The 23,631-nt window shown below is 63.8% G+C and carries 17 protein-coding genes; 11 read left to right on the top strand and 6 right to left on the bottom strand.

The genetic code is table 11. The annotated features are described in order from the left end of the window. Positions 1 to 245: 245 nt before the first annotated feature. Positions 246 to 3,449 carry a DUF8696 domain-containing protein gene (locus QMG25_RS14920; protein ID WP_283461588.1) on the bottom strand — a complete coding sequence of 1,068 codons (3,204 nt, stop codon included), beginning with the start codon at positions 3,447 to 3,449 and terminating at the stop codon, positions 246 to 248. A 155-nt stretch (positions 3,450 to 3,604) separates the two neighbouring features. After that, positions 3,605 to 4,636 (bottom strand): LacI family DNA-binding transcriptional regulator, encoded by a 1,032-nt coding sequence (locus QMG25_RS14915; RefSeq protein WP_283461585.1) that lies wholly within the window; start codon positions 4,634 to 4,636, stop codon positions 3,605 to 3,607. A gap of 252 nt (positions 4,637 to 4,888) precedes the next feature. On the opposite strand from QMG25_RS14915, the gene QMG25_RS14910 reads away from it, so the two are divergent. The 4 genes from QMG25_RS14910 to QMG25_RS14895 all read left to right on the top strand — a co-directional run bounded on the left by QMG25_RS14910 (position 4,889) and on the right by QMG25_RS14895 (position 10,795). Further along, the gene (locus QMG25_RS14910) at positions 4,889 to 7,036 is read left to right on the top strand and encodes a beta-galactosidase (protein WP_283461582.1); all 2,148 of its coding nucleotides are present in this window, start codon (positions 4,889 to 4,891) and stop codon (positions 7,034 to 7,036) included. Positions 7,037 to 7,215: 179 nt separating this feature from the next. After that, positions 7,216 to 8,211 carry a malate dehydrogenase gene (locus QMG25_RS14905; protein WP_283461579.1) on the top strand — a complete coding sequence of 332 codons (996 nt, stop codon included), beginning with the start codon at positions 7,216 to 7,218 and terminating at the stop codon, positions 8,209 to 8,211. Positions 8,212 to 8,230: 19 nt separating this feature from the next. Beyond that, on the top strand, positions 8,231 to 9,013 hold the full coding sequence (locus QMG25_RS14900; RefSeq protein ID WP_283461576.1) for a LamB/YcsF family protein: 783 nt from the start codon (positions 8,231 to 8,233) through the stop codon (positions 9,011 to 9,013). Then, on the top strand, positions 9,014 to 10,795 hold the full coding sequence (locus QMG25_RS14895; protein WP_283461574.1) for a 5-oxoprolinase subunit B/C family protein: 1,782 nt from the start codon (positions 9,014 to 9,016) through the stop codon (positions 10,793 to 10,795). Between the two features lie 18 nt (positions 10,796 to 10,813). On the opposite strand, the gene QMG25_RS14890 is transcribed toward QMG25_RS14895, so the two are convergent. Beyond that, positions 10,814 to 11,047, bottom strand: a complete 234-nt coding sequence (locus QMG25_RS14890; RefSeq protein ID WP_283461572.1) for a PLDc N-terminal domain-containing protein — start codon at positions 11,045 to 11,047, stop codon at positions 10,814 to 10,816. Positions 11,048 to 11,093: 46 nt separating this feature from the next. Further along, positions 11,094 to 11,792, bottom strand: coding sequence for an NUDIX hydrolase (locus QMG25_RS14885; protein WP_283461570.1), 699 nt, complete (start codon positions 11,790 to 11,792; stop codon positions 11,094 to 11,096). 64 nt (positions 11,793 to 11,856) lie between these two features. Here QMG25_RS14885 and QMG25_RS14880 point away from each other — a divergent pair, with 64 nt between their 5' ends. The 4 genes from QMG25_RS14880 (at position 11,857) to QMG25_RS14865 (ending at position 15,723) form a co-directional block, all read left to right on the top strand. Further along, the gene (locus QMG25_RS14880; RefSeq protein ID WP_283461569.1) at positions 11,857 to 12,531 is read left to right on the top strand and encodes a TetR/AcrR family transcriptional regulator; all 675 of its coding nucleotides are present in this window, start codon (positions 11,857 to 11,859) and stop codon (positions 12,529 to 12,531) included. Between the two features lie 9 nt (positions 12,532 to 12,540). After that, positions 12,541 to 13,554 carry an ABC transporter ATP-binding protein gene (locus QMG25_RS14875; RefSeq protein WP_283461567.1) on the top strand — a complete coding sequence of 338 codons (1,014 nt, stop codon included), beginning with the start codon at positions 12,541 to 12,543 and terminating at the stop codon, positions 13,552 to 13,554. Then, positions 13,533 to 15,131, top strand: a complete 1,599-nt coding sequence (locus QMG25_RS14870) for an ABC transporter permease (RefSeq protein ID WP_283461564.1) — start codon at positions 13,533 to 13,535, stop codon at positions 15,129 to 15,131. The genes QMG25_RS14875 and QMG25_RS14870 overlap by 22 nt, the downstream gene beginning before the upstream one ends. Before the next feature lie 76 nt (positions 15,132 to 15,207). Next, positions 15,208 to 15,723, top strand: coding sequence for a hemerythrin domain-containing protein (locus QMG25_RS14865; RefSeq protein ID WP_283461562.1), 516 nt, complete (start codon positions 15,208 to 15,210; stop codon positions 15,721 to 15,723). Between the two features lie 6 nt (positions 15,724 to 15,729). On the opposite strand, the gene QMG25_RS14860 is transcribed toward QMG25_RS14865, so the two are convergent. Next, positions 15,730 to 17,613: a DUF2264 domain-containing protein gene (locus tag QMG25_RS14860; RefSeq protein WP_283461560.1), complete on the bottom strand. Its 1,884-nt coding sequence runs from the start codon at positions 17,611 to 17,613 to the stop codon at positions 15,730 to 15,732. A gap of 256 nt (positions 17,614 to 17,869) precedes the next feature. Between QMG25_RS14860 and QMG25_RS14855 the strand changes: the two genes are divergently transcribed. From QMG25_RS14855 to QMG25_RS14845, 3 genes are read left to right on the top strand one after another with little or no spacing between them, the layout of a single operon-like run. Continuing rightward, a complete protein-coding gene (locus QMG25_RS14855) occupies positions 17,870 to 18,607 on the top strand; it encodes a hypothetical protein (RefSeq protein WP_283461558.1) in 738 nt (245 codons plus the stop codon). Positions 18,608 to 18,620: 13 nt separating this feature from the next. Beyond that, positions 18,621 to 19,913, top strand: a complete 1,293-nt coding sequence (locus tag QMG25_RS14850) for an MFS transporter (RefSeq protein ID WP_283461556.1) — start codon at positions 18,621 to 18,623, stop codon at positions 19,911 to 19,913. Continuing rightward, positions 19,910 to 20,923 carry a hypothetical protein gene (locus QMG25_RS14845; protein WP_283461554.1) on the top strand — a complete coding sequence of 338 codons (1,014 nt, stop codon included), beginning with the start codon at positions 19,910 to 19,912 and terminating at the stop codon, positions 20,921 to 20,923. The genes QMG25_RS14850 and QMG25_RS14845 overlap by 4 nt, the downstream gene beginning before the upstream one ends. Positions 20,924 to 21,015: 92 nt before the next feature. Here the strand turns inward: QMG25_RS14845 and QMG25_RS14840 are convergent, their stop codons facing one another. Further along, positions 21,016 to 23,541, bottom strand: a complete 2,526-nt coding sequence (locus QMG25_RS14840) for a DUF222 domain-containing protein (RefSeq protein ID WP_283461552.1) — start codon at positions 23,539 to 23,541, stop codon at positions 21,016 to 21,018. Positions 23,542 to 23,631 lie beyond the last annotated feature (90 nt).

The raw sequence follows: 23,631 nt of genomic DNA, 5'->3' as shown, positions 1-23,631 counted from the left end.
CCGATCAACGTGTCTTTGTGCTGTTAGCATTACGTGTGTTGGTGGGTTGGGGGTCGCCTTCCTTGGGGGGGCACTATGGTTCGGGTTTGGGTCCGGGTGCCTCGCCGGGGCGGACCAGGCGGGGGGCCGTGTGGGCGCGGCGAATCACCCGGCGGCGGCCGTGGGGGGCAGGGGGGCCCGGCCGCGGTTCTTTCCCATTCTGCATGCTGTCTCGTCAAGGAGCGGAGTCAGTTGCAGCCGACGCCTTAGTGGGCGTGCTTGCGGCGGCGGCTGAAGACCGCGACGCCACCGGCAAGGAGCAGCAGCCCACCTGAAATGATCATCATGGAAACAGAACTTGCACCAGTGTTGGCCAAGTCGCCTTCGGTACTGCCGCTCGTTGCTGCAGCACTGGAGGAGGAGCTCGTTGTCGTGCCGGCTGTCGGAGCGCCCGCATTATCCGTGGTGTCGTCCGTGGCTGTTGCTTCATCCGTTGCATCGTTGGTCGCATCGTCCGTTGCCACATCCGTGGGCTTGTCAGTTGCCCCATCCGTCGGCTTGTCCGTTGCCGTCGGCAGCTGCGTTGCGGCAGCCTCCACTGTCAGCGTGGCTGCATCGGTGGTGGTGGAGCCCAGACTATTGCTGAAGACGGCACGGAATTGAGCGCCATCTTGCCCTGTGGTGAGATCGGCGAGGCTAAGTGTCGCCTTCGTGGCACCGACGACTGCTTCCCAGTTTTCACCGTCGGTGGAGCTTTCCCACTGCACGGTGGCCACCGGATTCGCGGCAGCCGCGGCAACGAACTCTGCAGCATCACCGGAGGTGGCGCGCACATCGGCGGGCTGTCCCGTCACAACAGGCGCGCCCAGAGGCGCGGTGACGCTCAAGGTGGCCGGCTCGGAAACGACCTGGCCCGTTGGCCCGTTGATCAGGGCGCGGTATTGGGTGCCGTTCATTTCAGCCGTCACGGCCGGAACTGTCAGTGCCGTGCCGCGTGTTGCGACAATGTCGGTCCACACTCCTGCAACATTTGACTGCCACAGCACGGGAGTGCGGGGAGCTCCAACAAAGTTGCTGAAGAAGTACGCGTCGTTGCCTTCGGTGACCGTGGTGTCCACCGGGGTCAAGGACGCCACGGGGGCCTGAGTGGCTGCGGTCATGGTGATGTCATCACAGAAACCGGCGCCGGCTCCCCCTGGCTTGTAGCAGTAAACCGTCACAGCCTTGGTGTTGCCGGAGTTGAAGGCAATGGTCGTGTACTTCATTTCCGGGGTTGAAACACCCACGAACTTCTGGAACTGATCGGGATTGTTTTCATCCTGGTTTCCGGTGAAGTTCTTCAGGCCCAGGCGCACATCCGTGCCGTCCTCGGATGATACCCAACCGCTGAACAAGTAGTCGGTGTCAGGCTGGAGCACCACCGGGAACTGTTCGGTGGAGCCTGCACCCGAAATCTTCAACGCAAAGTTGCCCGAGGCTGCCTTGGCCTCATCCCGGGACGTGTTCCAGGCGGTCCACGGGGTATTGTTCAGCGACTCGAAGGAACCATCAACGATCCTGTCATCGATTTCCACCATGCTCACAGCGGAGCAGCCCGCCGTGCCGTCACAGTTGACGGCGACAGTTGTGGCGTCCAGTGCTGTGGAGAAGATGACTTTACCGTTGGCGCCAGCCGGGGTTTTAAAGCCCTTGGGGTTTGTGACTGAAAGGGTGGCGCCTGCAGCAAGCGTGCCCGAAACCATGTAGGTGGTGTTCGTGCGGACCGGCACCTCGGTCAGTGCGGCACCGGCTGCAATGGTGGCACCGTCGACGTCACAGTTACTGTCATCGACTGCCGTGAACTGGAAAGCGCCAATGTCGGGGGCGCAGCTGGACGGGACCGGGTTACCAAAGAAATCCACTGTTCCAACAGGGGCGATCGGCAAACCCTTGGCAGCAATCCTGGAGTCCTGGATCTTGAACCGTTCCAGGCCGGTACCTGCGGCAAGCGCCAGCTTGTCTTCGATGGTGACGGCTGTCGGGTCCGCCGGCCAGGCGCCGCCGGGACCGGAGAAGGCGTTGTTGCGCCACTGGATGGTCTTCGCATTGGGTGAGGCTGTGGACTGGTCAACCACTGCCGCCGAGGCAACAAACAAGTTGTTGGCCATCAGCATTGACATGGCCGAACCCTGGGTGTTGTTCAGCAGGTGCCCTGCAGTGTTCGGCAGGATGATGGTGTTGTTGTAAAACTCGTTCTGAGTTCCCCCGGCAACAAAGTTGACGCGGTCGTGATCATTTTCCGAGACGTTGTAGCGAAAGGTGGCTTGGGTGGACAGCCCGCCACAGCCACAGAAGAGCATCATGCCGCCCTCGTTGTCGTGGCTGTAGTTGTACTGGAACAGCGTGTCATTGGTGCCGAAGTCAACGTCGAAGGCGTTGCCGTCGTTGTTTCCGGGGAGCTTCTTGGTCTCAAAGACCTCGTTGTACTGGAACGTGGTGCCGTCGGCATTCCACGCCCAAACGCCGGCGTTGGAGCCGTTGGGAATATTGGCCGTGTCCGAGACGGTGTTGTATTCCACGAGGGCGTTCTTGTTCATCTGGACAACAATGCCGTCGCCGCCGATGTTCTTCACGGTGTTCCCGCGAATGACCAGCCCGGTTGAAGGCGTCCACGGCAAGTTCACCCGGTCCTCGCCGGCGCAACCATTCCATCCGACCTCGGCCCGGCACTTCCAGCGTGTGGACATGTTGATGCCGCTGCGGTTCACGTTCTCAACGGTGTTGTTGGCGATGACCACGTCGTTGAACCAGGTGGGCACACGCTCGGAGACGGTGTCGGAAGCGTAAACCTCAAACTGGATGCCGCCGGAACCCTTGAGGTCCTTCTTGCCTTCGCCATAGACATCATGGATGTTCAGGTTTTCAATCCGGTAGTAATTGGCCTGGCCAATGTCCTGGACCTTGACGACTACTCCGCGACGTTCATTCTTGTAGTGCTTGTTCGAATCAACATCGGTGTTGGTGATTTCCAGGTTGCGGATTTCCCAGTATTGCTGGTTGGACAGCTGCACTGTTGCGTCAATGCCGGCACCGTTGATGATGGGCTTGGCAGCAGCGCTTCCATAGGCATCAATGACAATGGGGGCACCCGCTTCGCCCGAACCCAGCGGCCGCAAGGTGCCTTCACAGGCACTGCCTCGCTTGAGCAGCAGCTGGTCGCCTGCTGCAAAGGTGGTTTCGTTGACTGTCGTCAGCGAGTTCCAGGGGTTGCCGATCGCGCCATCACCGTTGGCAGTGGCACCACAGTCTAGAAAGTACAGGTTTCCGACGGCGGTGGGGGCCACGGCGGCAGCTGGTGCGCCAACAGCACCGACACCGCTGACGGGGGCTGGTTCCGGGAAGTTGGTTTGTGCGGCGACGGGGCCGGCGGCAACCAGCCCGCCCGCCACCAGCGCGGCGCTGAGCATAGCCAGCAATGCAGGTCTCTTCATCAATTTTCCTTATCGAGTCGGGCTCTCGCACGCGTCGACACCGTCGAGGCTGTGAGCGTGCACACAATTGTGTGAAAGGTATCACAAAAGATCTTTAGCGAGGCAAATGTTACAGATAACAGCTAGACGGGGAACCGGTCGTTGCATTGCCCGGATCAGGCGGAGTCGCGCCACACAATGCTGGTGGGGACAATTTCGTGGGTGTGGCGCAGGTCCTCGCCCTTGAGCTGGCGCAACACCATGGCGGCCATGCGAGCCCCCATCTCCTCAACCGGCTGCCGCACTGTGGACAAGCCGGGAAATGAGCGCTTGGCCCAGAGGCTGTCATCGAAGCCGACCACGCCGACGTCGCCCGGAACGGATTTTCCGGCCTCACGCAGGGCATCCATGGCACCAATGGCGATGGCATCGCAGGCGGCAAAAACGCCGTCAACGGCAGGCTCCCGACGCAGTATTTCCCGCATCGCGTCGAAGCCCGACTCGTGGCCCCAGTCCGGGGTGGGGATCACGAGGTTCGCGTCGAAGTGCGCACCCACGGCAGAAGTAAACCCCGCAAGGCGCTCCCTGGCTGCACGCATGGTTTCCGGCCCCTCAATCATGGCAATGCGTTTCCGCCCGGTGCCCACCAAACGTGCGGAAATGCCCCTGGCCGCTTCGACATTGTCCACGTCCACCCAGGGGACGCTGCTTGCCCCGGCCGGCCGGCCGGCCATTGCGGCGGGTATGCCCAGCTCTTGCACAATGCGCAACAACGGGTCTTCGGCCCGCACCGACACCAGGATCGCCCCGTCGACATAGCCACCGCGAAGATGTCCGGCTATGCGGCTCAGGGTCTGTTCCGTGTCCAGAATCAAGATAACCAGCTGAAAATCCGCCTCGGAGAGAACCCTGTTGGCGGCGGTGAGCATGCCCCCGAGGTTGGGGTCGTTGTAAAACATATTGTGTGATTCATGGACCACGAAGGCAATATTTTTGGTTTGCCGAGTTGCCAATGACCGTGCAGCCGTGTTGGGTACGTAGCCAACTTCTTCCACGGCGTCCTTGATGGCTTGGCGGGCGCTCTCGGAGACGTAGCCACTGTCGTTGAGGTAGCGGGAGATGGTGCCGCGGGAGACCCCCGAGGCGGCAGCGACGTCGAAAATGGTAACCCGCCGGGCACGCCCGGTTTCAGGCTGCTCGTTGCTCATTGCCGAAATATTTCCTTTGACTGGGGTTCTTCCCATAGTAAGCCAGGCTTGCGAATCCCAGCCTACGGCGCAGCAGGGGCCGCCCCAGAAAGTCAAGCCCATCAGAATGGGAACAGCGCCGAACAGGACCCGCGCCGAACGTTGCATCGTGCCTTTTGCGCTTTCAAACAACTCTCCTATAGTGGTTTCAGACATGTGTGAGCGTGCACACATACATAAATGCCCATATCTGAGCAGTGGAGGTACCAAGGGATGATTCCCGCAATCGCCTACGGCGGCGACTACAACCCGGAGCAATGGCCCAGCGCGAAAGTTGATGAGGACATTGACCTTATGCGCGAGGCCGGCGTCAATCTCGTCACCGTTGGAGTGTTCTCGTGGGCCGTGCTGCAACCAAAACCGGGCGTCTTTGACTTCGGCTGGCTGGACACCGTCATGGACAAGCTGCACGCGGCTGGCATTTCCGTGGACCTGGCCACCGCCACCGCCTCCCCTCCCCCGTGGTTGGGACATCTTTATCCAAATACGCTTCCGGTAAACCGCGACGGCGTACGCCTCGGCTACGGTTCCCGGCAGCAGTTCAACCCCTCCAGCGCCACTTATCTGCGCGAGGCACTGACGATGGTCCGCGCCCTCGCCGAACGCTACGCCAAGCACCCGGCCCTGAAGATGTGGCACATCAACAACGAGTACGGCTGCCACGTCCACGAGAGCTTTGACCCGGAGTCCGCTGAGGCCTTCCGGCAATGGCTGAAGGACCGCTACGCCACGGTGGAGGAGGTCAACCGGGTGTGGGGCACCCGGTTCTGGTCCCAGCAGTACTCGGAGTGGGCCGAATTTGTCCCGCCTGCCAGCATGCCAACCTTGCCCAACCCGAACATGATGACGGACTGGAACCGCTTCTGCTCCGATGCCCTGCTCGCTTGCTACAAGGCTGAGAAGGCCGTGCTGGACGAGCTCACCCCCGGCATTCCCGCCACCACGAACTTCATGGGCGCTTTTGCCTGGGTGGATGGCTGGAAGTGGGCGGCAGACATCGACATCATCAGCAACGATTCATACCCTGATCCTTCGGACCCGCGGGCCGCCCGCGAATTCGCCTTTGAGTCGGATTTGATGCGTTCCCTGGGCGGCGGCAAGCCGTTCATCCAGCTGGAACAAACCACCTCCGCGGTCCAGTGGCGTACCCGCAACGCCGTCAAGCGGCCGGGGCAGTACAAGTTGTGGTCGCTGCAGGCCGTTGCCCGCGGTGCCGACGGCATTTGCCAGTTCCAATGGCGGCAGTCCGCCTCCGGAGCGGAGACCTTCCATTCAGGCATGTTCCCGCACTCCGGAACCGCAAGCCGAACCTGGGCCGAGGTGGTCGAGCTCGGCGCAGCGTTGGGCAGCATCAGCGCCGTCGCCGGTTCCCGTGTTGAGGCCGAGGTGGCGATTGTCTGGGATTGGGAGAGTGCCTGGGCCCAGCGCAACGCCATTGGCCCGGTGGAGATCGAGCCGTTGAGCGTGGCCAAAAGCTGGCATGCCAGCTTCTTCGAATCCGGCATTGCCACCGATTTTGTACACCCGGACCATGATCTAGGCAGGTACAAGCTCATTGTGGTCCCGTCGCTGTTCCAGCTCAGTGAGAAGTTTGCTGCCGCACTGGCGCAGGCCGTGGAGCGGGGCGCCCACGTGGTGGTCGGGGCCCTGAGCGGCGCCTTGAACGCCGACGGGCATGCGCAGCTTGGCGGTTATCTGGGCCCGCTGGCGCCGCTCTTGGGTGTCCGCGTGGTGGATTATGCACCCATCGGCGTCTCCCCGCAGCCCACCGGGATTGAAGCCGCCGGAGCGTTGGATGGTCCTGACCTGGATGCCGCCTACGAGCCGATCAGCTCCATGGTCAAGACCCCTGCCACCCGCCCGAGCGTGCCCTTGCTGGCCGCAGGCGGGGCCTCGATTGGCGGCAATGCCATCGGCTGGGTGGAAGAGCTGGAACTTCTCGACGGCGGCGGTGCCGTTGTCAAGGCCACTTTCGACAGCCTGGACTTGCCCGGTGCGCCCGCCGTCACTCGGCGGGATTACGGGCAGGGTGCTGCCTGGTACGTGGGGACGAATCCGGATGCCAGGGGACGCTGGGACATTATCTCCGCTGTGCTGGCCGAAGCGGGAATCTCTCCTGTGTTGCCGGTCCAGGTGCCAGGGGTTGAGGCGGTCCAACGCGGCAGCGTGTTGTTCCTGCTCAACCATGCCGATACTCCGGCCACGGTCAACGGGCTTTCGGGCACAGTGCTTTACGACGGCGGCCAGGCCGCCAATGATGCCCACCAGCAAGGAACCTCGCTCAACAATGGGTCCGTGGCCGTTGCGGCGCGCAACGCCGTGGTGCTGCAGCTCCAAGATCCGGAAACAACTGCGCGATAGGCGTAAGGAAGCGGGATCAGCCGATGGGCGGCTCCCGCTCCTTGCTGCCACCCAGCGGTATTTCCTCCGGTGTTGCTCATGGCAGTTTCCCACCGCAGGCCTCCCCCACATCTCCGCCAAGCAGGTTGCCGCCCGGCCGACCAGCTGTTGTGACGGGCCTCCCGGGCTAGACTGGCCCCATGAATGCACATGCTCCCGCCCCTGTCACAGTCACCGTCACCGGAGCCGCAGGCCAGATTGGTTATGCCCTCCTTTTCCGGATCGCTTCCGGCGCCATGCTGGGCCCGGCTGTGCCGATCAAGCTGAACTTGCTTGAAATTCCGCAGGCTGCCCAGGCCGCCGAAGGCACAGTGCTTGAATTGATGGACTGCGCGTTCCCCCTGGTGGCCGGCATGGAAGTTTTTGACGATCCGATCAAGGCGTTCGACGGCGCCAACATCGCCATGCTGGTGGGCTCGCGTCCGCGCGGCCCGGGCATGGAGCGTGCCGACCTGCTCGCCGCCAACGGCGGCATCTTCTCCGTCCAGGGGCAGGCACTTAATGCCGGTGCCGCCGATGACATCAAGGTGGTGGTGGTGGGCAATCCTGCCAATACCAACGCCTTGATCGCGGCCTCGCACGCGAAGGACATTCCGGCGTCGCGCTTTACCGCAATGACGCGCCTTGACCACGACCGCGCGGTGGCGCAGCTGGCTGCCAAAACCGGTGCCGGAGTGACGGACATCAAGAAGGTGGCCATCTGGGGCAACCACTCTGCCACCCAGTATCCGGACATCAGCCATGCCACGGTGGGCGGTGCCGCTGCCACGTCGTTGGTGGAGCAGGCGTGGATCGCCGACGAGTACATTCCCCGCGTGGCCAAGCGCGGGGCCGAGGTCATCTCAGTGCGCGGCGGCTCTTCGGCAGCCTCGGCCGCCAATGCCGCCCTCGAACACATGCGGCTGTGGGTGCAGGGAACCCCCGAGGGCGACTGGACCAGCATGGCTGTTCCGTCCGACGGTTCCCATGGCGTCCCGGCAGGCCTTGTCAGTTCCTTCCCCGTCACCACCTCGGGCGGGAAGTACAGCATTGTGCAGGGTCTGCCGATCAGCGATTTCTCCCGCACCCGCATTGACGCCTCGGTGGCCGAGCTGCAGTCCGAGCGCGACGCCGTCGCGGAACTGGGCCTGCTTTAATGTGCCGGACAAGGCAGCCATGACCACGCGATCCGCAGCACTGGCCAGTCGCCTCGACCTCAACGCCGACGTGGGCGAGTTGTTGGACCAGTCCCCCTTGGACGGCGATGCCGCCATCATGGCCCAGGTCTCGAGCGTCAATATCGCGTGTGGTTTTCATGCCGGCGGTCCTTCCACCATGCGCCGTAGCTGCGCAACGGCCGCCGCCGCCGGCGTCGTGATTGGGGCGCACCCCAGCTATCGCGACATGGCTGGTTTTGGCCGGCGCTTCATGGATGTGGATCCTGATGAACTCACCCAGGAGCTGGTGTACCAGATCGGTGCGCTGCAGGCCATGGCCCGGGCGGAAGGTGCCACGGTGCGCTACATCAAGCCACACGGCGCCCTGTACAACGCGATTGTCCACCACAGCGCCCAGGCGCAGGCTGTTGTTTCAGCCGTGCTCGCCGTGGATCCGGGACTGGCAATCCTTGTTGCCCCGCAGTCGCAAGTGCAGCTGCTGGGAGAGGCCTCCGGATTGACGGTGGTGACCGAGGCGTTTGCCGACCGCGCCTACAACCCCGACGGCACGCTGGTCTCCCGCACCCAACGAGGGGCCGTGCTGCACAGCATTGACGCCGTGGTGGCGCAAAGCCTGGACATTGCCCTTCGACAGGAGGTGACGGCCGTGGACGGCAGCCGGGTCAAGCTCACCACCCGGAGCCTGTGCCTGCACGGAGACACCCCCGGGGCAGTGGACATGGCGCGCGCCGTGCGTGCCGCCCTGTCCAACGCGGGCGTTGAGATTGGCAGCTTCGCCTAAATGGTGCCGGTCCTGCGCGTGCTCCGCATGGGGCAGGGAGCCCTCCTGCTCCAGTGCGACTCGCTTGCCCAAGTCATGGCTTTGCAGGCCCTGCTCCGGGCGGACACCCCGGTGGACACCCGGGCGGACGCCACGGCGGCCGGCTCTCGATTTTCCGGCGTGCAGGACGTTGTCGCCGCAGCCCGAACCGTGCTGGTGCGCTGCGACTCCCCCTCCACGCTGGCGCGGGTCAAGCGGCTGGTGCTGGAGGCCAGGCTGCCGGAACAGGCCGCCGCCACGGGGGCCGTCCACACCCTTGAGACCATATACGACGGCGCCGACCTCGAAGACGCTGCCCGGCTCGCAGGCATGGGAAGCGAGACCCTGCTCGGCTGGCATTCCGGGCAGGACTGGGTGGCCGCTTTTGGCGGATTTGCCCCCGGCTTCATGTACCTCACTCCCATGGACCGCGCAGTGTCCATCCCCCGCCGAGCCACACCGCGCACTGTGGTTCCGGCGGGCTCGGTTGCCGTTGCCGGGGAGCTTTCCGCCGTATATCCGGGCCCGACGCCGGGCGGTTGGCAATTGCTGGGCCGCTGCGCCGACGCGCTGTGGGATGCCGCAAGGACAGTACCGGCGCTCATCCAGCCGGGCGACACCGTCCGTTTTACCCCCGTGCGCGCACTTATTGAGTTGGCTCCCTCCCCCGCCCCCAAACTGGGTGCCGCGGTATTGACTGCCCCGGCGCCAACCGCTGAATCCACCGGTTCCTCCGAGGCCGAACACGGCCTGCACGTGCTGGCCGCCGGCATGTTTACAACTGTGCAGGACTTGGGCAGGCCCGGGTTTGCCCACTTGGGCGTAACGGCTTCCGGCGCACTGGACAGGGCAGCACTGCGCCGGGCCAACAGAATGGTGGGCAACAACACCGGCACTGCCGTTGCCAACGACATGGCGGGCGTGGCAGCGGGAACGCCAGGGACGGCCGGGGCTGCCGGGGCTGCGGGGCTTGAGACCGTCCTGGCAGGACTCCGGCTGAAAGCTGCAGGCACCCACGTGCTGGCCGTTGCGGGCGGCCCGGTGGCCCTTCTCCTTGAAGACGCCACAGGTGCGGAGCGGTCCGTTCCCCTGGACGCTCCCTTTGTGCTGCGCGACGGCGAAACCGTCAGCCTGCTCCCTGCCCGCGGCGACGGTGGATTCCGCAGCTATGTTGCCGTGCGTGGGGGTATCGAGCTGCCGCCGGTGTTGGGCAGCCGCGCCACGGATGTGCTCTCTGGGCTCGGGCCGGCTCCGTTGCAGCCCGGCATGTTCCTGCCCGTGGCACCCGCCCGGCTCGGCAGCATTGTTGGCTTTCCCGAAGCAGCTCCGCCTTCACCGCAAGACTGCACTGTGTTGCGCTACTTGCCGGGCCCGCGGCAAGACTGGTTCGCGCCACACTCCCTTGACGCTTTTGAGCGCCAGGAGTGGGGTGTGGACGGACAGTCAAACAGGATTGGGCTGCGACTGCTGGGCACCCCGTTGGTCCGGGCCGGCGCAAACCGGACAGATCCAGACCGTCACACCGAACCTACTCCCGCGGCGGAGCTGCCCAGCGAAGGGATGGTCGAGGGCGCGCTGCAAGTGCCGCCGTCGGGCCTTCCCGTGCTTTTCCTGGCCGATCATCCCGTCACAGGCGGCTACCCGGTGCTCGGTGTGGTGCTGGCCGAAGACCTCGGCAAGGCTGCGCAGTTGTCGCCCGGGGCGCGAGTCCGCTTCAGCAAGGTCGGTTTCAGCAAGGTGCCGCACAGTTTGGAAGCGGGCTGACTAGCAGCAGCCGGAGTCCTATTCTTGTCTGCGTCCGCGCAGGAAGTAGGCGATCGGGCCGGCGAAGTTGATGAACGACGCCGCCACCCACGTTGCCTTGGCTCCGTTGACCTGCGCCGGGGTTCTTTGGGAAAGGTCGCGCAGGGCTGCCGCCTGCAGGCCAAGCTGCACACAGGCACCCAGCGCAATGGCGCATTTGGCGCCCTTGCCCAGGTCTTTCCAATGCTTCTTTCCGCACTTCTTGCCAGCCATGATTTCCTACTTCCGTAGAGGGACATTCTTCTTCGGTTCAGACTGCTCAGGCGGTGTGTTCAAATATCCAGGGCAGTGCCGTAGTGATCAGCCGGTGCCGCGCACCGGCCGGCTCCTGCGAACCCGGATAGGTTGCGTCGCCGGCCCAGACAACGCCTGCGGGGCCGGCGTCGGCGTTGGGCATGAGCAAATGTGAGTTGTAGACAAAGGGTGAGCCTTCCCTGGCCCGTTCAAGGGCCTGTGCCGCCGAGCCCATGGTGCCCAGGTTGTGCAGCGTGACCCAGGTGGGTGCCACGAGCTCCATGGCTCCGGCTGCATGCCTGGCCAGGGCTTCCGCAGGCGTCAGCCAGGCGTATTTTTCATGTTCGGCGGAGTTCAGCACCACCTGCTCCGACGTTGCGGCAGCCAGCATGAACCAGGTGCGGAAGCGGCGCGGGATGGGCTGCATGGGGATCCACTGGGCCAGCCACACCAGTTCGTCGGGGGAAAGCTGCTGCCCCGTTTCCTCGGCAAGTTCACGCAGTCCCGCGGCACGCGCGGCAGCGAGTGAATCAAGCTGGCCGCCCGTTTTTTCCGTGCGGTCTTCGGGGTCCACCTTGCCGCCCGGGAAAACCCACACCCCACCAAAGGAACTGCTGGAGCTGGGCCGTTCAAGCATCAGGGTTTCAAGGCCTTCGGCACCATCCCGCAGCAAAACAACCGTGCAGGCGTCTTCCAGCGGGGCAAGCCCTGATCGATTTTCCATAGTGCCAGTATGGCCCATCACCAACCCATTGCCAGCGGCTATACATGCGGGTAGTCTGCTATTCATGAGGACAGCCCAGACGGATTTGACGGGCAGGGCAAGGCTGCGTGACGCGGCCATTGAAGGCTTCGCCGCGCAGGGATTTGGCGAGTCGCTGCGCACCATTGCCGCTCGTGCCGGTGTCAGCGCAGGGCTGGTGCGCCACCACTTTGGTTCCAAGGAGGCGCTGCGGGCGGAGTGCGATGCGACTGTGCTCCAACGCTACCGAACCCTCAAGGCAGAGAGCATCCACGCAAGCCCGGCCCGGCTCTTTGCCGCGTTCCCTCCTGACAAGGGCAGCGGAATCCTGCTTGTGTACATCCTGCGCAGCGTGCGCGAGGGCGGAGCTGCCGGGCGCGAGTTCATCGAGGCGCTGGTTGCAGAATCACTCCTCGTCACCCGCGAGGCCGTTGAGCGCGGGCTGGTGGTGCCCAGCCGCGACGAGGAAGCCCGCGTTCGACTTCTCATCTACCAGGCAGTCGGCGCCCTCGTGGTCCGCCTGACCATGCACCCCGACACGGCCCTTGACGACTTCGAATCCGTCATGGAGCAGTTCTACGCCGACACCATGCTTCCCACGTTGGAGTTGTTCACCGAAGGGCTCTTCACCGACAACAGCTATCTGGAGCAGTACCTTCAGCACACTTCCGGAAATCCCCAGCCGCCTGCGGCCCCCGCGGGCGGAACACCACCACCGTAAGGAAAGCCCATGTCAGCGAGCGATCTGGCCGTTGCGGCCACGGGCCTGCACAAGCATTTTGGCAGGACCACTGCCCTGGCAGGCCTTGACCTGCAGGTGGAGAAAGGCATAGTTGCCGGGTTCCTGGGCCCCAACGGCTCTGGAAAGTCGACCACCATCCGCATCCTGCTCGGTCTGTTGACGTCCGACGGCGGGACCGCCCGGTTGCTGGGCGGGGACCCCTGGCGCGACGCCGTCGAACTTCACCGCCGCATTGCCTATGTCCCCGGTGAGGTCAGCCTGTGGCCCAACCTCACCGGCGGGCAGGCCATCGGGATCCTCTCGCGCCTGCGCGGCGGCGTGGACACCGCAAAGCGCGACAGCCTGCTGGAACGGTTCAAGCTTGACCCCACGAAGAAGGCCCGGAGCTATTCCAAGGGCAATCGGCAAAAGGTGGCGCTGGTGGCGGGGCTGGCTTCCAACGCCGAACTGCTCATCCTGGACGAACCGACGTCGGGCCTTGACCCGCTCATGGAGCAGGTCTTTACCGAGTGCATCCGCGAGGTGAAGGATGAGGGCCGCAGCGTGCTGCTGTCGAGCCACATCTTTGCCGAGGTGGAAAAGCTGTGTGACACCATTACGATCATCCGCGAGGGGCGGACCGTCGAAGCCGGGCGGCTGGATGCACTGCGCCACTTGCACAGGACCACGGTGTCCATTGTCCTCGACAGGGAGGCCTCGGTGCTGGCGACTGTGCCGGGCATCAACGACCTGGCGGTCGACGGCCCCAAGGCCACCTTCACCGTGGGCGAGGCCGAGCTGGGCGGGGTCCTGGCTGTCCTGTCGAGCTACGCGCCGCACACCCTGGTGTCCAGCCCGCCGTCGTTGGAGGACCTGTTCCTGCGCCACTACGGCGGCCCGGCTGCCGGCTCCGCTCCTTCCGACGCACCTGCGGAAGGCAAACACAGGGCGGGGACGCGATCAACACCGCCGTGCCCAGTTCCCGCGAGCCTTCCCGTGACATGTCAATTTCGGGCACCATGACAGGTTTATCCATCTGCGTCCGCTTCCTTCTGCGCCGCAACTGGGTCAGGTTGCTGCTATGGGCGGCCGTGCTGGCCGTCATGATCCCCGTGGTCTACAACTCCCAACAGCAGATCTTCCCCACGCAAGCCGACCGCGACGCCTACGCGCAAGTGGCCAACAACCCGGCCGTGGCGGCCATGACAGGATTGCCGTACGCAGCCGGTTCGCTGGGCGGGATCCTTGTCATCAAGATCTGGATGACGCTTGCCGTTGCGCTGGGCTTTGCCTCGATCTTCCTTGTCACCCGCAACGGCAGGGCCGATGAAGAGGAAGGGCGCACCGAGCTGCTGCGTTCCTCCGCGCTGGGCCGGCACGCATACAGTGTGGCGAACTATGCCGTGGCCGGGGCGCTGAGCGTGGTGACGGGGCTGCTGATCTCGCTGCTGTGCCTGGAGGTGGACCTGCCAGCGGCCGGTTCCTGGGCCATGGGTGCTTCGATCGCCGGGACTGGATTGGCCTTTGTTGCCGTGGGCGCCCTGTGCGGCCAGCTCAGTTCCACCAGCAGGGGCGCCAATTCCCTCGGCGTCGTGGTGCTGGCCGTCTTTTATTTCATCCGCGCAGGGGCGGACCTGCAAGCCAACGGAACCGAGGCAAGCCCCTTGAGCTGGTTCTCCCCCATCGGCTGGGCGCAAACCATGCGTCCCTTCGGGCAGGATACGTGGTGGCCGCTGGCGCCGTTGGTTTTGCTGGCCCTTGTGGGTTGTGCCGTTGCCCTGCGGATCGAAACCCACCGCGATCTGGGAATGGGGCTTTTGCCCGAACGGCGCGGCCCGGCCACGGCGACGGCGTTTCTGGTCCAGCCCGTGGGGCTTGTGCTGCGCCTGCAACGCGGCAGCCTGGTGGGCTGGCTTGCCGGGGCGGCGGTTGTCGGATTGTTCTTTGGCGGCGTGGGCCAAGCCATGAGTGATGCGATTGACCCGTCAAACCCGTATGCAAAGGCTTTTGTGGGCGACAGCGCCACCGTGCTTCAGGGAGTGATGGGCCTCCTGGTGTTGTTCAACGGCCTTTTGGCGGGTGCCTTCGCCGTGCAATGCCTGGCCGGAGCCCGGGCCGAGGAAGCCAGCGGACGGCTCGAATCCCAGCTTTCCGGGGCGCTGTCGCGCAGCAGATGGCTTTTCGCCCAGATGCTTGTTGCCGCCGCCGGATCCGCCGCAATGCTGCTGTTGGGTGGCTGGCTCATGGGAGCTTCCTCCCAGGGGGCCGCCACGGGCGGCGAGCTTGCGGCGGCGTCGTTGGCGTATTGGCCGGCCGTGCTGCTGATGCTTGGAGTGCTGCTGTTCCTGCACGGCTTCCTGCCCAGGCTCAGTGTCAGCCTGAGCTGGGCGGTGTACGGGATTTCCGTCCTGGTGGCCATGTTTGGCAGCTTGTTCTCACTCTCCGAAGCGGCGATCAAGGCAACGCCGTTTGGCGCCGTGCCGCGCATGCCCGTTGCGGATTTTGCGCTCATGCCGCTGGTGGTGTTGTTGCTGATTGCCGTGGTGCTGGCTGCATTGGGGGTGTGGCGCTTCCGCACTCGCGACATCGTGACGGAGTAGCACCGCTCCGGGCAGCCGCGCCGCAGCCGCGCGTGCCGGAGTAGCCTGAAGGAAAGGCGGCCGCCAAGGAGGAACCATGGAATCAATGACATTGGGCCAAGCCCTGGAGCTCGAACACCGCGCAATCGACGGAGGCATCGAATCTTTCATCGAATCCCTTGACGGCGCGGGACCGTCCGGGCCAGCCCCCCTGACCTCTGCACCGCCGAACTCTGCACCGCTGACCTCTGCCCTGAACGGTTTGCGGCGGCACATTTACTTGGAGGAACAGTTCTTGTTTCCCCCGCTGAAGGCCGCCGGACTCATGGGCCCCGTCTTCGTCATGGTGCGCGAACACGGCCAGCTCTGGCGCCAGATGAACGTCATTGCGGCGCTGCTGCCTGACGGCACCGACGCGGACACTGGAGCGGAGGACACCCTGCGCGGGGCCTGCACCGAGCTACTGGCCCTGCTCGATGCGCACAATGCAAAGGAGGAACCCATCATCTACACGCAGGCCGATGACATCCTTGGCACAACCGCCAGCAACGACCTTCTTGACTTCCTCGCGGCAGGTTCAATGCCCGAGGGCTGGGTCTGCTCGGCAGCCTGACCCGCCCTACGCCTCGAGCAGTAAACCCGCGGCCAGGGGTTTGCCATCCGGCGCCGTGATGGTCAGTGTCAACGCGCCGTTCTGCCCTTCGATGGAATTGTCTTCCAGGACGGGCATCAGTCTGGCTGGGTCGAAGCCTTTTAGCATTTTGGACACCTCCGGGTCACCAGTCAACACGGCAAGAGATCCATGGACGCTACGGGTTCCCGAGTGCTCGCCCGTGCGCCACGGGATGAGGGTTTCAGCTGCCATGGGGTTGGTGCCCAACGCGTGTTCAAGCCCGGAGAGGCCTGTGCCCAGCACGGGGATGAGGTGCGAGGTCACGGCGCCGTGGGCCGGTGCTGCGTATCCGCCTTCCCGCACCATTGCTGTTTGGGGCGTGTCCGATTCCACCACGTGCACGCGCAGTTCCCATGGTCCGCGAACGGCCGTGGCAGAGCTGATGCGCCACGGCGAGTCCGTTTCCACAGCCTCATCGCCCCAGACCGGACGGTGGGCACTGGCGAGAGTGTCCGGCGTCGTGGTTTGGCGGCGGTGAATGACGGTGCGTCGGGACGGGGCGTCCAGAATGTCAAGGACGGCCATGTGGTTGTCCAGCGGTGCGCAGTATTCGGGCGCCGTGTGGGTGGAGTAGGCAAGGCGCGAGTAGTGCGGGTCGTCGCCAGGAACAATGCCCGGGTAGTTGTCGCTGCCGTGGTTGGCCAGGCGCACCACGCCATCGGCAGCCGTGCTGGAGAGCAGGAAACCGGGAGCGTGCAGAACGCGCACGGAGTCGTCAGTGGCGACCGGCCCGGCTTGTTCGACGTCGGTCCAGACAGGGTGGTCGGCGGGCAGCAGGAGACCAAGGAATCCCTTGGAGGCCCAGTAGGGGGAGCCCGGGCCGGAATACACCTGGGTCATGGGGCGGAACGTGCCAAACCAGCCGCAACTGAGCACGTTGTTCTCGCCAAACGCGCCGCCGTCGTTGAAGTAACGCAGGGCCGCGCTGCCCAGTGCGCGCGTGGCGCCCGGGGCCAGCTGTCCGACACCCATGATTTCACCGAGCCAGAGCGGGGCTGTCGCACCCAAGCGGTAAATGAGCGAGCGGCCTTGGAAGAGCGGGGCTCCGTTGCCGCCGAAGAAGTAGGGGAAGTCTTGGAGATAGTTCGCCAGGCGTTCCTTGTAGAGGGCTGCCTTTTGAGCGGCAAGTTCGGGCACGCGCGGCGCGGCCATGAACGTCCACAGGCAGGGGTAGAGGTGCATGGCCCACCCGGCGTAGTAGTCGAAGCGCTGTCCGTCGCCGTCGCTGTACCAGCCGTCGCCAATGTACCAATCTTCAATGCGGGCCAAGCCGTGCTCAATGTCCGCTTGGTGGAACGGGCGCCCGGTGGAGGCAATGAATTCCTGCACCATGACCTTGAACATGACCCAATTGTTGTCCGGGACGGCCATGCCGGCGGCACCGTCTAGCCACGCAATGACCTGGTCTTGCTCCTGGATGGACAAAGTGTCCCAGAGCCATGTGCGGCTCAGGTGCAAACCGAGGACCAGCGACGCCGCTTCCACCAGGGCCTGGCGCGTCACGTCGATGCGGGGCCAGGGGTGTGCGGAGGCGGCGTCGGTGCCGGCCAGCAGTCCGCTGCGATAAAAATCAAGGTGGCCGTGCGGGTCCTCCCCGGCTTCCCCGGCGACACGAAATGCGGCGAGGATGAAGGTGCGGGCAAAGCCTTCCAGACCGTCGGAGACCTCCCCTGACATGCTGGCAGTACCCGGCAAGCTGATCAAGGCGTGCTCCGCCGTGGCGAAGGGGCGCACGGCACCCAACTGTGCGTCGGCTGCTGCCAGCCAATGCTCACGCGTGAAACCGGTCAGCGGGCTCACGGCCCAGTTGTGGTGTGGCATCTCAATCATGGCAAATCCCTTGCACGGTCTTGTCTCTCGGACAGTCATGTCTAACCATTGTCAGTCTAGGACGAACGGGCGTTCCACGCTTCAGGACGTCCGGGCCACGTGTAACCACGATCAAAGCTGGTTGCGATGCCGTAACGTGTGCCGCCAGCTCTGGAGCAACCGCAGTTGCCGGACTAGGGTGGAAGCATCGACGGCTAGGCTTCATTGCACCGTCACCAACGTAACGGGAGCACGGACCTAATGACTCGAGGCAGCAATGAAGCCACGCATTTTAGTGATCGCCGGACTTGGATTGGCGGTCCTCATTGTTGCCGCAGCAGTGGTCCTGAACTTATTGCCGGGCCAGCAAGTCTCGGGCCCAGTTGCTGGGCCGTCCAGCAGTCAATCGGAAAAAGTGCCTTCACCAGCAGCTTCGCCAACCGACCCGCTGTCTCCCAACAGCAGTTCATCTGAAGATCCGTCTGCCTCCTCCCCCGCTTCCGGCAGCGCACAGGCTATCCCAGCGGATCCGAAAGCCCCAGCAGCTCCGAAGGCCCCGGCAGCCACTGCCGATCCCAACCGACCGTTGGAAGTCCCCGCTGCCCAGAAGCCCAAGAATCCGACCCTGCCCACGTCGCGTGCGGACGGACCCTTGCTCAAACTGCCCCTACCGGCGCCAGGCAGTGCAAACGGCGCGCTCGTCAAGGGCTTCCCCTCAACTGTCATTCCGGAAATGCCGTCTTCCGCGGTGAAGAGCAGCTCAGTCAGTCCGCAAGGTTCGATTCTTCAAGTCAGCCTCGTTGCCCACAACACTGCAGGGCCACTGGCCATCATGCAGTACTACCAGAAAGAGTTTGCCGCAATGGGCCTTGGCGCCGTACAGGCCCCGTCAGCAGACGGTTCTAACGCCATGTGGTTCACCCGCGGGAATGACAAAGTCACCGTCACCACAACTCTCCATGAGAATGGCGGCACGGAGTACATCATCTTTGGCGTGTTGCACGCTGGCAGTTAGGGACCTTGCATAAATGTATCTTTCATTCTCGGATCGCCGTGGAGGCAAAGCCGACCAGTCGGTCCGCACCACAACGCCGTTCAAAATATCTCCGATCATCATTTCGTTGGGTCTTGTAAGCCTCTTCACCGATATTTCCTCCGAGTCGGTCAGTGCCGTCCTGCCGCTGTACATCACGGGAGCGTTGGGACTGTCCCTGGTGGCCTATGGATTCCTTGACGGCATTAACCAAGGAATAAGCGCCTTCGTCCGCATCGGCGCCGGCTGGACGGCGGACCGCTCCGACCACCACAAGTTGGTGGCCTTCTTGGGCTACGGGCTGTCGGCAGTTTCCCGGGTTGGCCTGCTGGTGGCAACGGGATTTGGTGCCATCACGTCCATCATCGCGATTGACAGGATTGGCAAGGGCATCAGGACAGGCCCGCGCGACGCGATGATTTCCGACGCCGCCCAACCCGAGCACCTGGCCAGGTCATTTGGCGTCCACAGGATGCTGGACACCGTGGGGGCCACGATTGGGCCGCTGCTGGCCTTCGTGGTGCTGCTGTTCATCCCCAATGGCTACCACGCCGTCTTTGTCGCCTCGCTGGCCTGCGGTCTGATCGGGCTGGCGGTCTTGGGCATCATCGTCCCAGCCCGGAAGCAGCGAGCCGCCGTCATTGCCGCAGCCGCAGGTGACGCGGAAGGAAAATCTGCAGCAAACGCGCCGCGGGCACGGTTCCGGTGGACGGAACTGAACAATCCTGCCATGCGCAAGCTTTTGCTCGTGGCGGCCATCTTCGGCTTGGTCACCATTGGCGACGGTTTCATTTATTTGGTCCTGCAGAGCCGGGCATCCTTTGCCACCCAGTGGTTTCCGCTGCTGTACGTTGGCACCAATGTGGCCTACCTGCTGCTTGCCATACCGTTGGGAAGGGTGGCGGACCGGTGGGGTCGGATGCGTCTATTTGTCGTGGGACACGGAGCTTTGCTTGCCGCTTACCTATGCGCAGCCCTGCCGACGGCCGGAGCCACGGCAACGCTGGCGTGCCTGGTGCTGCTTGGGACTTTTTACGCAGCTACTGATGGAGTACTGGCTGCGCTGGCAGGACAATTCTCCACTCCCGCCAGTCGCGCAAGCGGCATCGCTGCAGCCCAAACTGTCGTTGCCCTTTCCCGGTTGGTGGCCTCTGTGGGGTTCGGCATTCTCTGGTTTACGGTTGGCCGCCAGCAGGCGATCCTGCTGGCCGCTGCAGCCTTGGCCGCAGTTCTGGTGTGCGTTGTTTTGTTGGTGCGTGGGATCAAGCCGACGAAGGAATCTGCATGACTTCCAGGGCTCGTTGGACGTGGCTTGTCCTCATTACGGCAGTACTGCTCGCCATGGCCATTGGTTACGGCGCATGGTCCTTCGTTCAATACCAAAAGCGCCAGTCTGCACCGGCCTCGGTAGCCGTGACGGCTGGGATATTCGACCCCTCCACTCCACATGTGGTCTTTCGAAACACGGCCTCCGGTGCAGGCTACGGCCATGTCGCTTCCGTGCCCCTGAACAACCCGCAAGGACCCCGGACGGTAACAGGGGCAGTGTGTGACCGCATCTATTCAGCCGGCGGCACCAATGCCTGCCTACGCACCAATGCAGGCATTGTCACCACCTTTGAAGCCGCCATCTACACGGCCGACTGGCAGCAGGAACGGGAATGGCCGCTTCCAGGCATCCCGAGCCGCACAAGGGTCTCCCCCGATGGCACACTCGTGGCATCCACGGCTTTTGTTACAGGCCATGCTTACGCCCCTGCCAGCTTTTCAACCGCAACGGTCATAGCCAAGACCGCAGGTGGTGACTTCGGAAACCTTGAAGACTTCACGCTCATCGTGGACGGGAAGCCTTTTGCCCCAGTGGACAGAAACCTGTGGGGCGTGACCTTCGCCCCGGATGACAATACGTTCTATGCCACGGCCGCCAGCGGTGCCGACACTTGGCTGGTGCGCGGCGATCTTGACAAGCGGACCTTGACTTCCATCCTTGAGACCGCTGAATGCCCCTCCCTTTCGCCGGATGGCACGCGCATCGCTTACAAAAAGAATGCTGTCCCCGGACCCAGCCCGCATTGGAACATCGCCATTTTGGACCTGGCCAGCAACACTGAAACCGTGCTGGCGGAGACCCGCAGCGTGGATGACCAAATTGAATGGCTGGACAACCAGACTTTGTTGTATGGGATGCCAAGGGACGGCACTGTGGGAGACAACGATATTTGGTCAACTGGAGTCACGGCAGAATCAGCACCACAACTGTTTCTTGAACACGCTTGGTCTCCGGCCGTTGTCCGCTAGATGAGCAATCCCAAGGACTAGTCGTGGACGGTTGGTGAGCGTCGGGGCGGACAATATCTCATCGAGCTTCTGCCCTGCGTGGTCTCATCGCGTCACCGCTGACTGGTTGTGCCATGGCGTAATTTGTGGTGTTTGTGGGTGTAGGTGATGAGGAATTGTTCTAGTGGGCTTGTGTGGGTGGGGTTGGTGGTGGGGTTGGTGGTGGGGTTGGTGGTGGGGTTGGTGGTGGGTGCGGTGGTGTTGAGGGCGTTGTTGAGTTTTTTCTTGAGCCATTTGGGGAAGGCTGGTGGTCGGGGTTCCTGGTATTGGGGTGGGTGGTATGTGCCGGAGGGGCTGAGCCAGGCGGTGGTGCCGTCGTTGGCGGGCAGTGGTTTCCAGCCGCGGAGGCGGATCGTGGTGCGTTGGGGGTCGTGTTCGCGGCGGTAGTTCCCGTGTTGGTCTTTGTCGTCTGTGAAGTGTTTGAGGTGGTGGTGGCGCTTGCAGGCGGGGCGTTGGTTGGCCAGGGTGGTTTCCCCGCCGTGTTCGAATGCTTGGAGGTGGTCGGTGTCGGTGTCCATGACGGGGTTGGGGCAGTTGGGGATATAACAGCCTCCGGCGAGGGCGCGCAGGACAGCTTTTTCGGTTTCGCGGATCGTGTATCGGGTGGGGTTCATTGCCAAGGGCTCATCGGTGACGGGGTCGGTGAGTACGCGCAGGAACGTGGTGGAGTTGGCGAGGAGTTTCCGGGCGATCGGGGCTGGGACGGGGCCGGTGCCGACGAGTTCGCCTGGTTCATCGGTGATGTTCAGCGCGGACAGGAACGGCACGGTGACCAAGACCAGGGCTTTGGGCATGGGCGGGTCGGTGATGGTGTGGTGGGTTCGGATTGCTTCGAGTTGGTCGAGGTAGTCCTGTTCGGGATGTTCCGGGATTCCGTCCACGACCCCGTCAATGTAGCCTGATCCATCGCTGAGGAGTTCCCCGACCACGGGCACGTCTTCCACCCCGGCCTCGGGCGGCTCACCTCCGTCGCGCTCCACACCATCAGGGTGGTCCGCACCCACACCGTGCCCCGCACCAGCGGGGTGGTCCGCCGCATCGGGGACGGCGCCCTGGCTGGCCCCGGCGCTGCTTCCCGTCGCCTTTTCGCTGGCGGTGGTGTTTCCGCTGGCGGTAGTACTGGGGCTGTTGGTGGTGCCGGTTTTGGTCGTTTGGTCGGTGCTGTCGCTGGTCGCGGACTCTGTAGCACCCTCGGTGGTGGTTTCCTTAGCCTTGCTTTTGCCAGGGCCACTTTTGCCGGTGGCGTGTTGAGCGTCGCGTGGTTTGGTGATGGGCGCGTCAGTGGGGGTGACGATGCGGGCTTTGTTGTCAGCAGGTTTTGTCCTCTTTGCGCCCTCGGTGTCTGTGTCGTCGGTGTCGTTTGTGGGGTTGCGGTGTGCCCATGGGGGTGCTTCTTCGATGAGCGAGACACCGAAAGCGGAGTTCGCACCGAACGGGACGTCGCCGGCTTGGTTCGGGGGCTCTGAACCATCCGTATCGTTGCTGTGGCTGCCCATGCCGCCAGTACTGGCGTCACCGTGGCTAGCATTGCTTCCTGAGTGGTTCTTTCCGGCACCAGTGTTGCCGTTGTCACCAGCATCGGCGTTGTCGTGGCCGTTGCTGGTGTTGCTGGCGGGGGTGGGGAGGGGTTGTTGGTTGAGGAGGAGGGTGGTGGCGACGTCGACGCGTAGTTGTGCCAGGGTCCGGTGCTCCCCGCTGCCGCTATCGCTCTGCTGGCTGCCCCGGCCGGGCTTGCCGCCGTTGGTGGTGGTGGTGGTGTTGTGTTTGATGGTGCGTGCTGTGCGGGTGGCGTGGACCCAGATGGCTTCGGCGCTGATGGTGGGGATGTGCAGGGTGAGCCAGGACATTCCGTCGCGTCCGGGGTCCAGGGTCATGGCCCGGTGCCGGTAGGCCTGGCGGGTGGCGGTGGCCCTGGTTTCTGGGTGGGTGCTTTCCCGGGCGCGGCGGGCTTTGGAGGCGAACCCGGAGGCTGTGGTGCCCGGGGCCAGGCGTAGCAGGCGTTGTTCAAAGACGGTGATCTGTTCGGCGGTAATGGTCGGGGTTTCGGCCAGGGTGTTGCATTCATCCACGATCAACCCCGCGTGCCGGTAGGAGAGCACCCCGGCGTGCAATGCGGCCAGGGTGTGTCGGTGGGTGGTGGTCAGGGCGGTGCTGTGGTGCGCCAGCGCGGTGACAGTGCGTTCGGGAAGACACAGGGTCAAGGCGATGTCGGTGCAGGCACTGGCTTCGGCGATTCCTGCCTGCCAGGAATCAAGACCCACCGCGGTTCCCTCGACGGTCGCTGCCGCCATGACCTGGGCGATGAGTTCTGCTTTGCAGGCTGCGGTGGCGTCTTCGAGGCGCTTCAACACCAGCAACGCCTCGATTCCGGCGTCGTACACGGCCCGGGCGACCCCCACCCGCGAGGGCGGCTCGGGAACCGGGGAAGGAAAAGCAATAAACGCCGGCAGGCCCGCCAGTGCCGCAGTGTCAGGGCCAAAGGGTTCAATGGAAGGAAGAGTGATCGCACCAAGCAGTGCAGCCACATCCGCTGTGGCTGCAAAGCCCCGGTCCCCGGGGAACTCCTCCCGACTACTCATACCCCCACAATACCCCCACCGTTACACCACCGCAATAGATACACGTACATAGATACGATTAATTCGCCACGTTCCAGCACCGGTCCCATC

Source organism: Arthrobacter sp. H35-D1 (genome assembly GCF_030063185.1).
In the GTDB taxonomy this organism is placed as follows: Bacteria; Actinomycetota; Actinomycetes; order Actinomycetales; family Micrococcaceae; genus Specibacter.
This window is presented reverse-complemented; position numbering and strand designations above follow the sequence as displayed.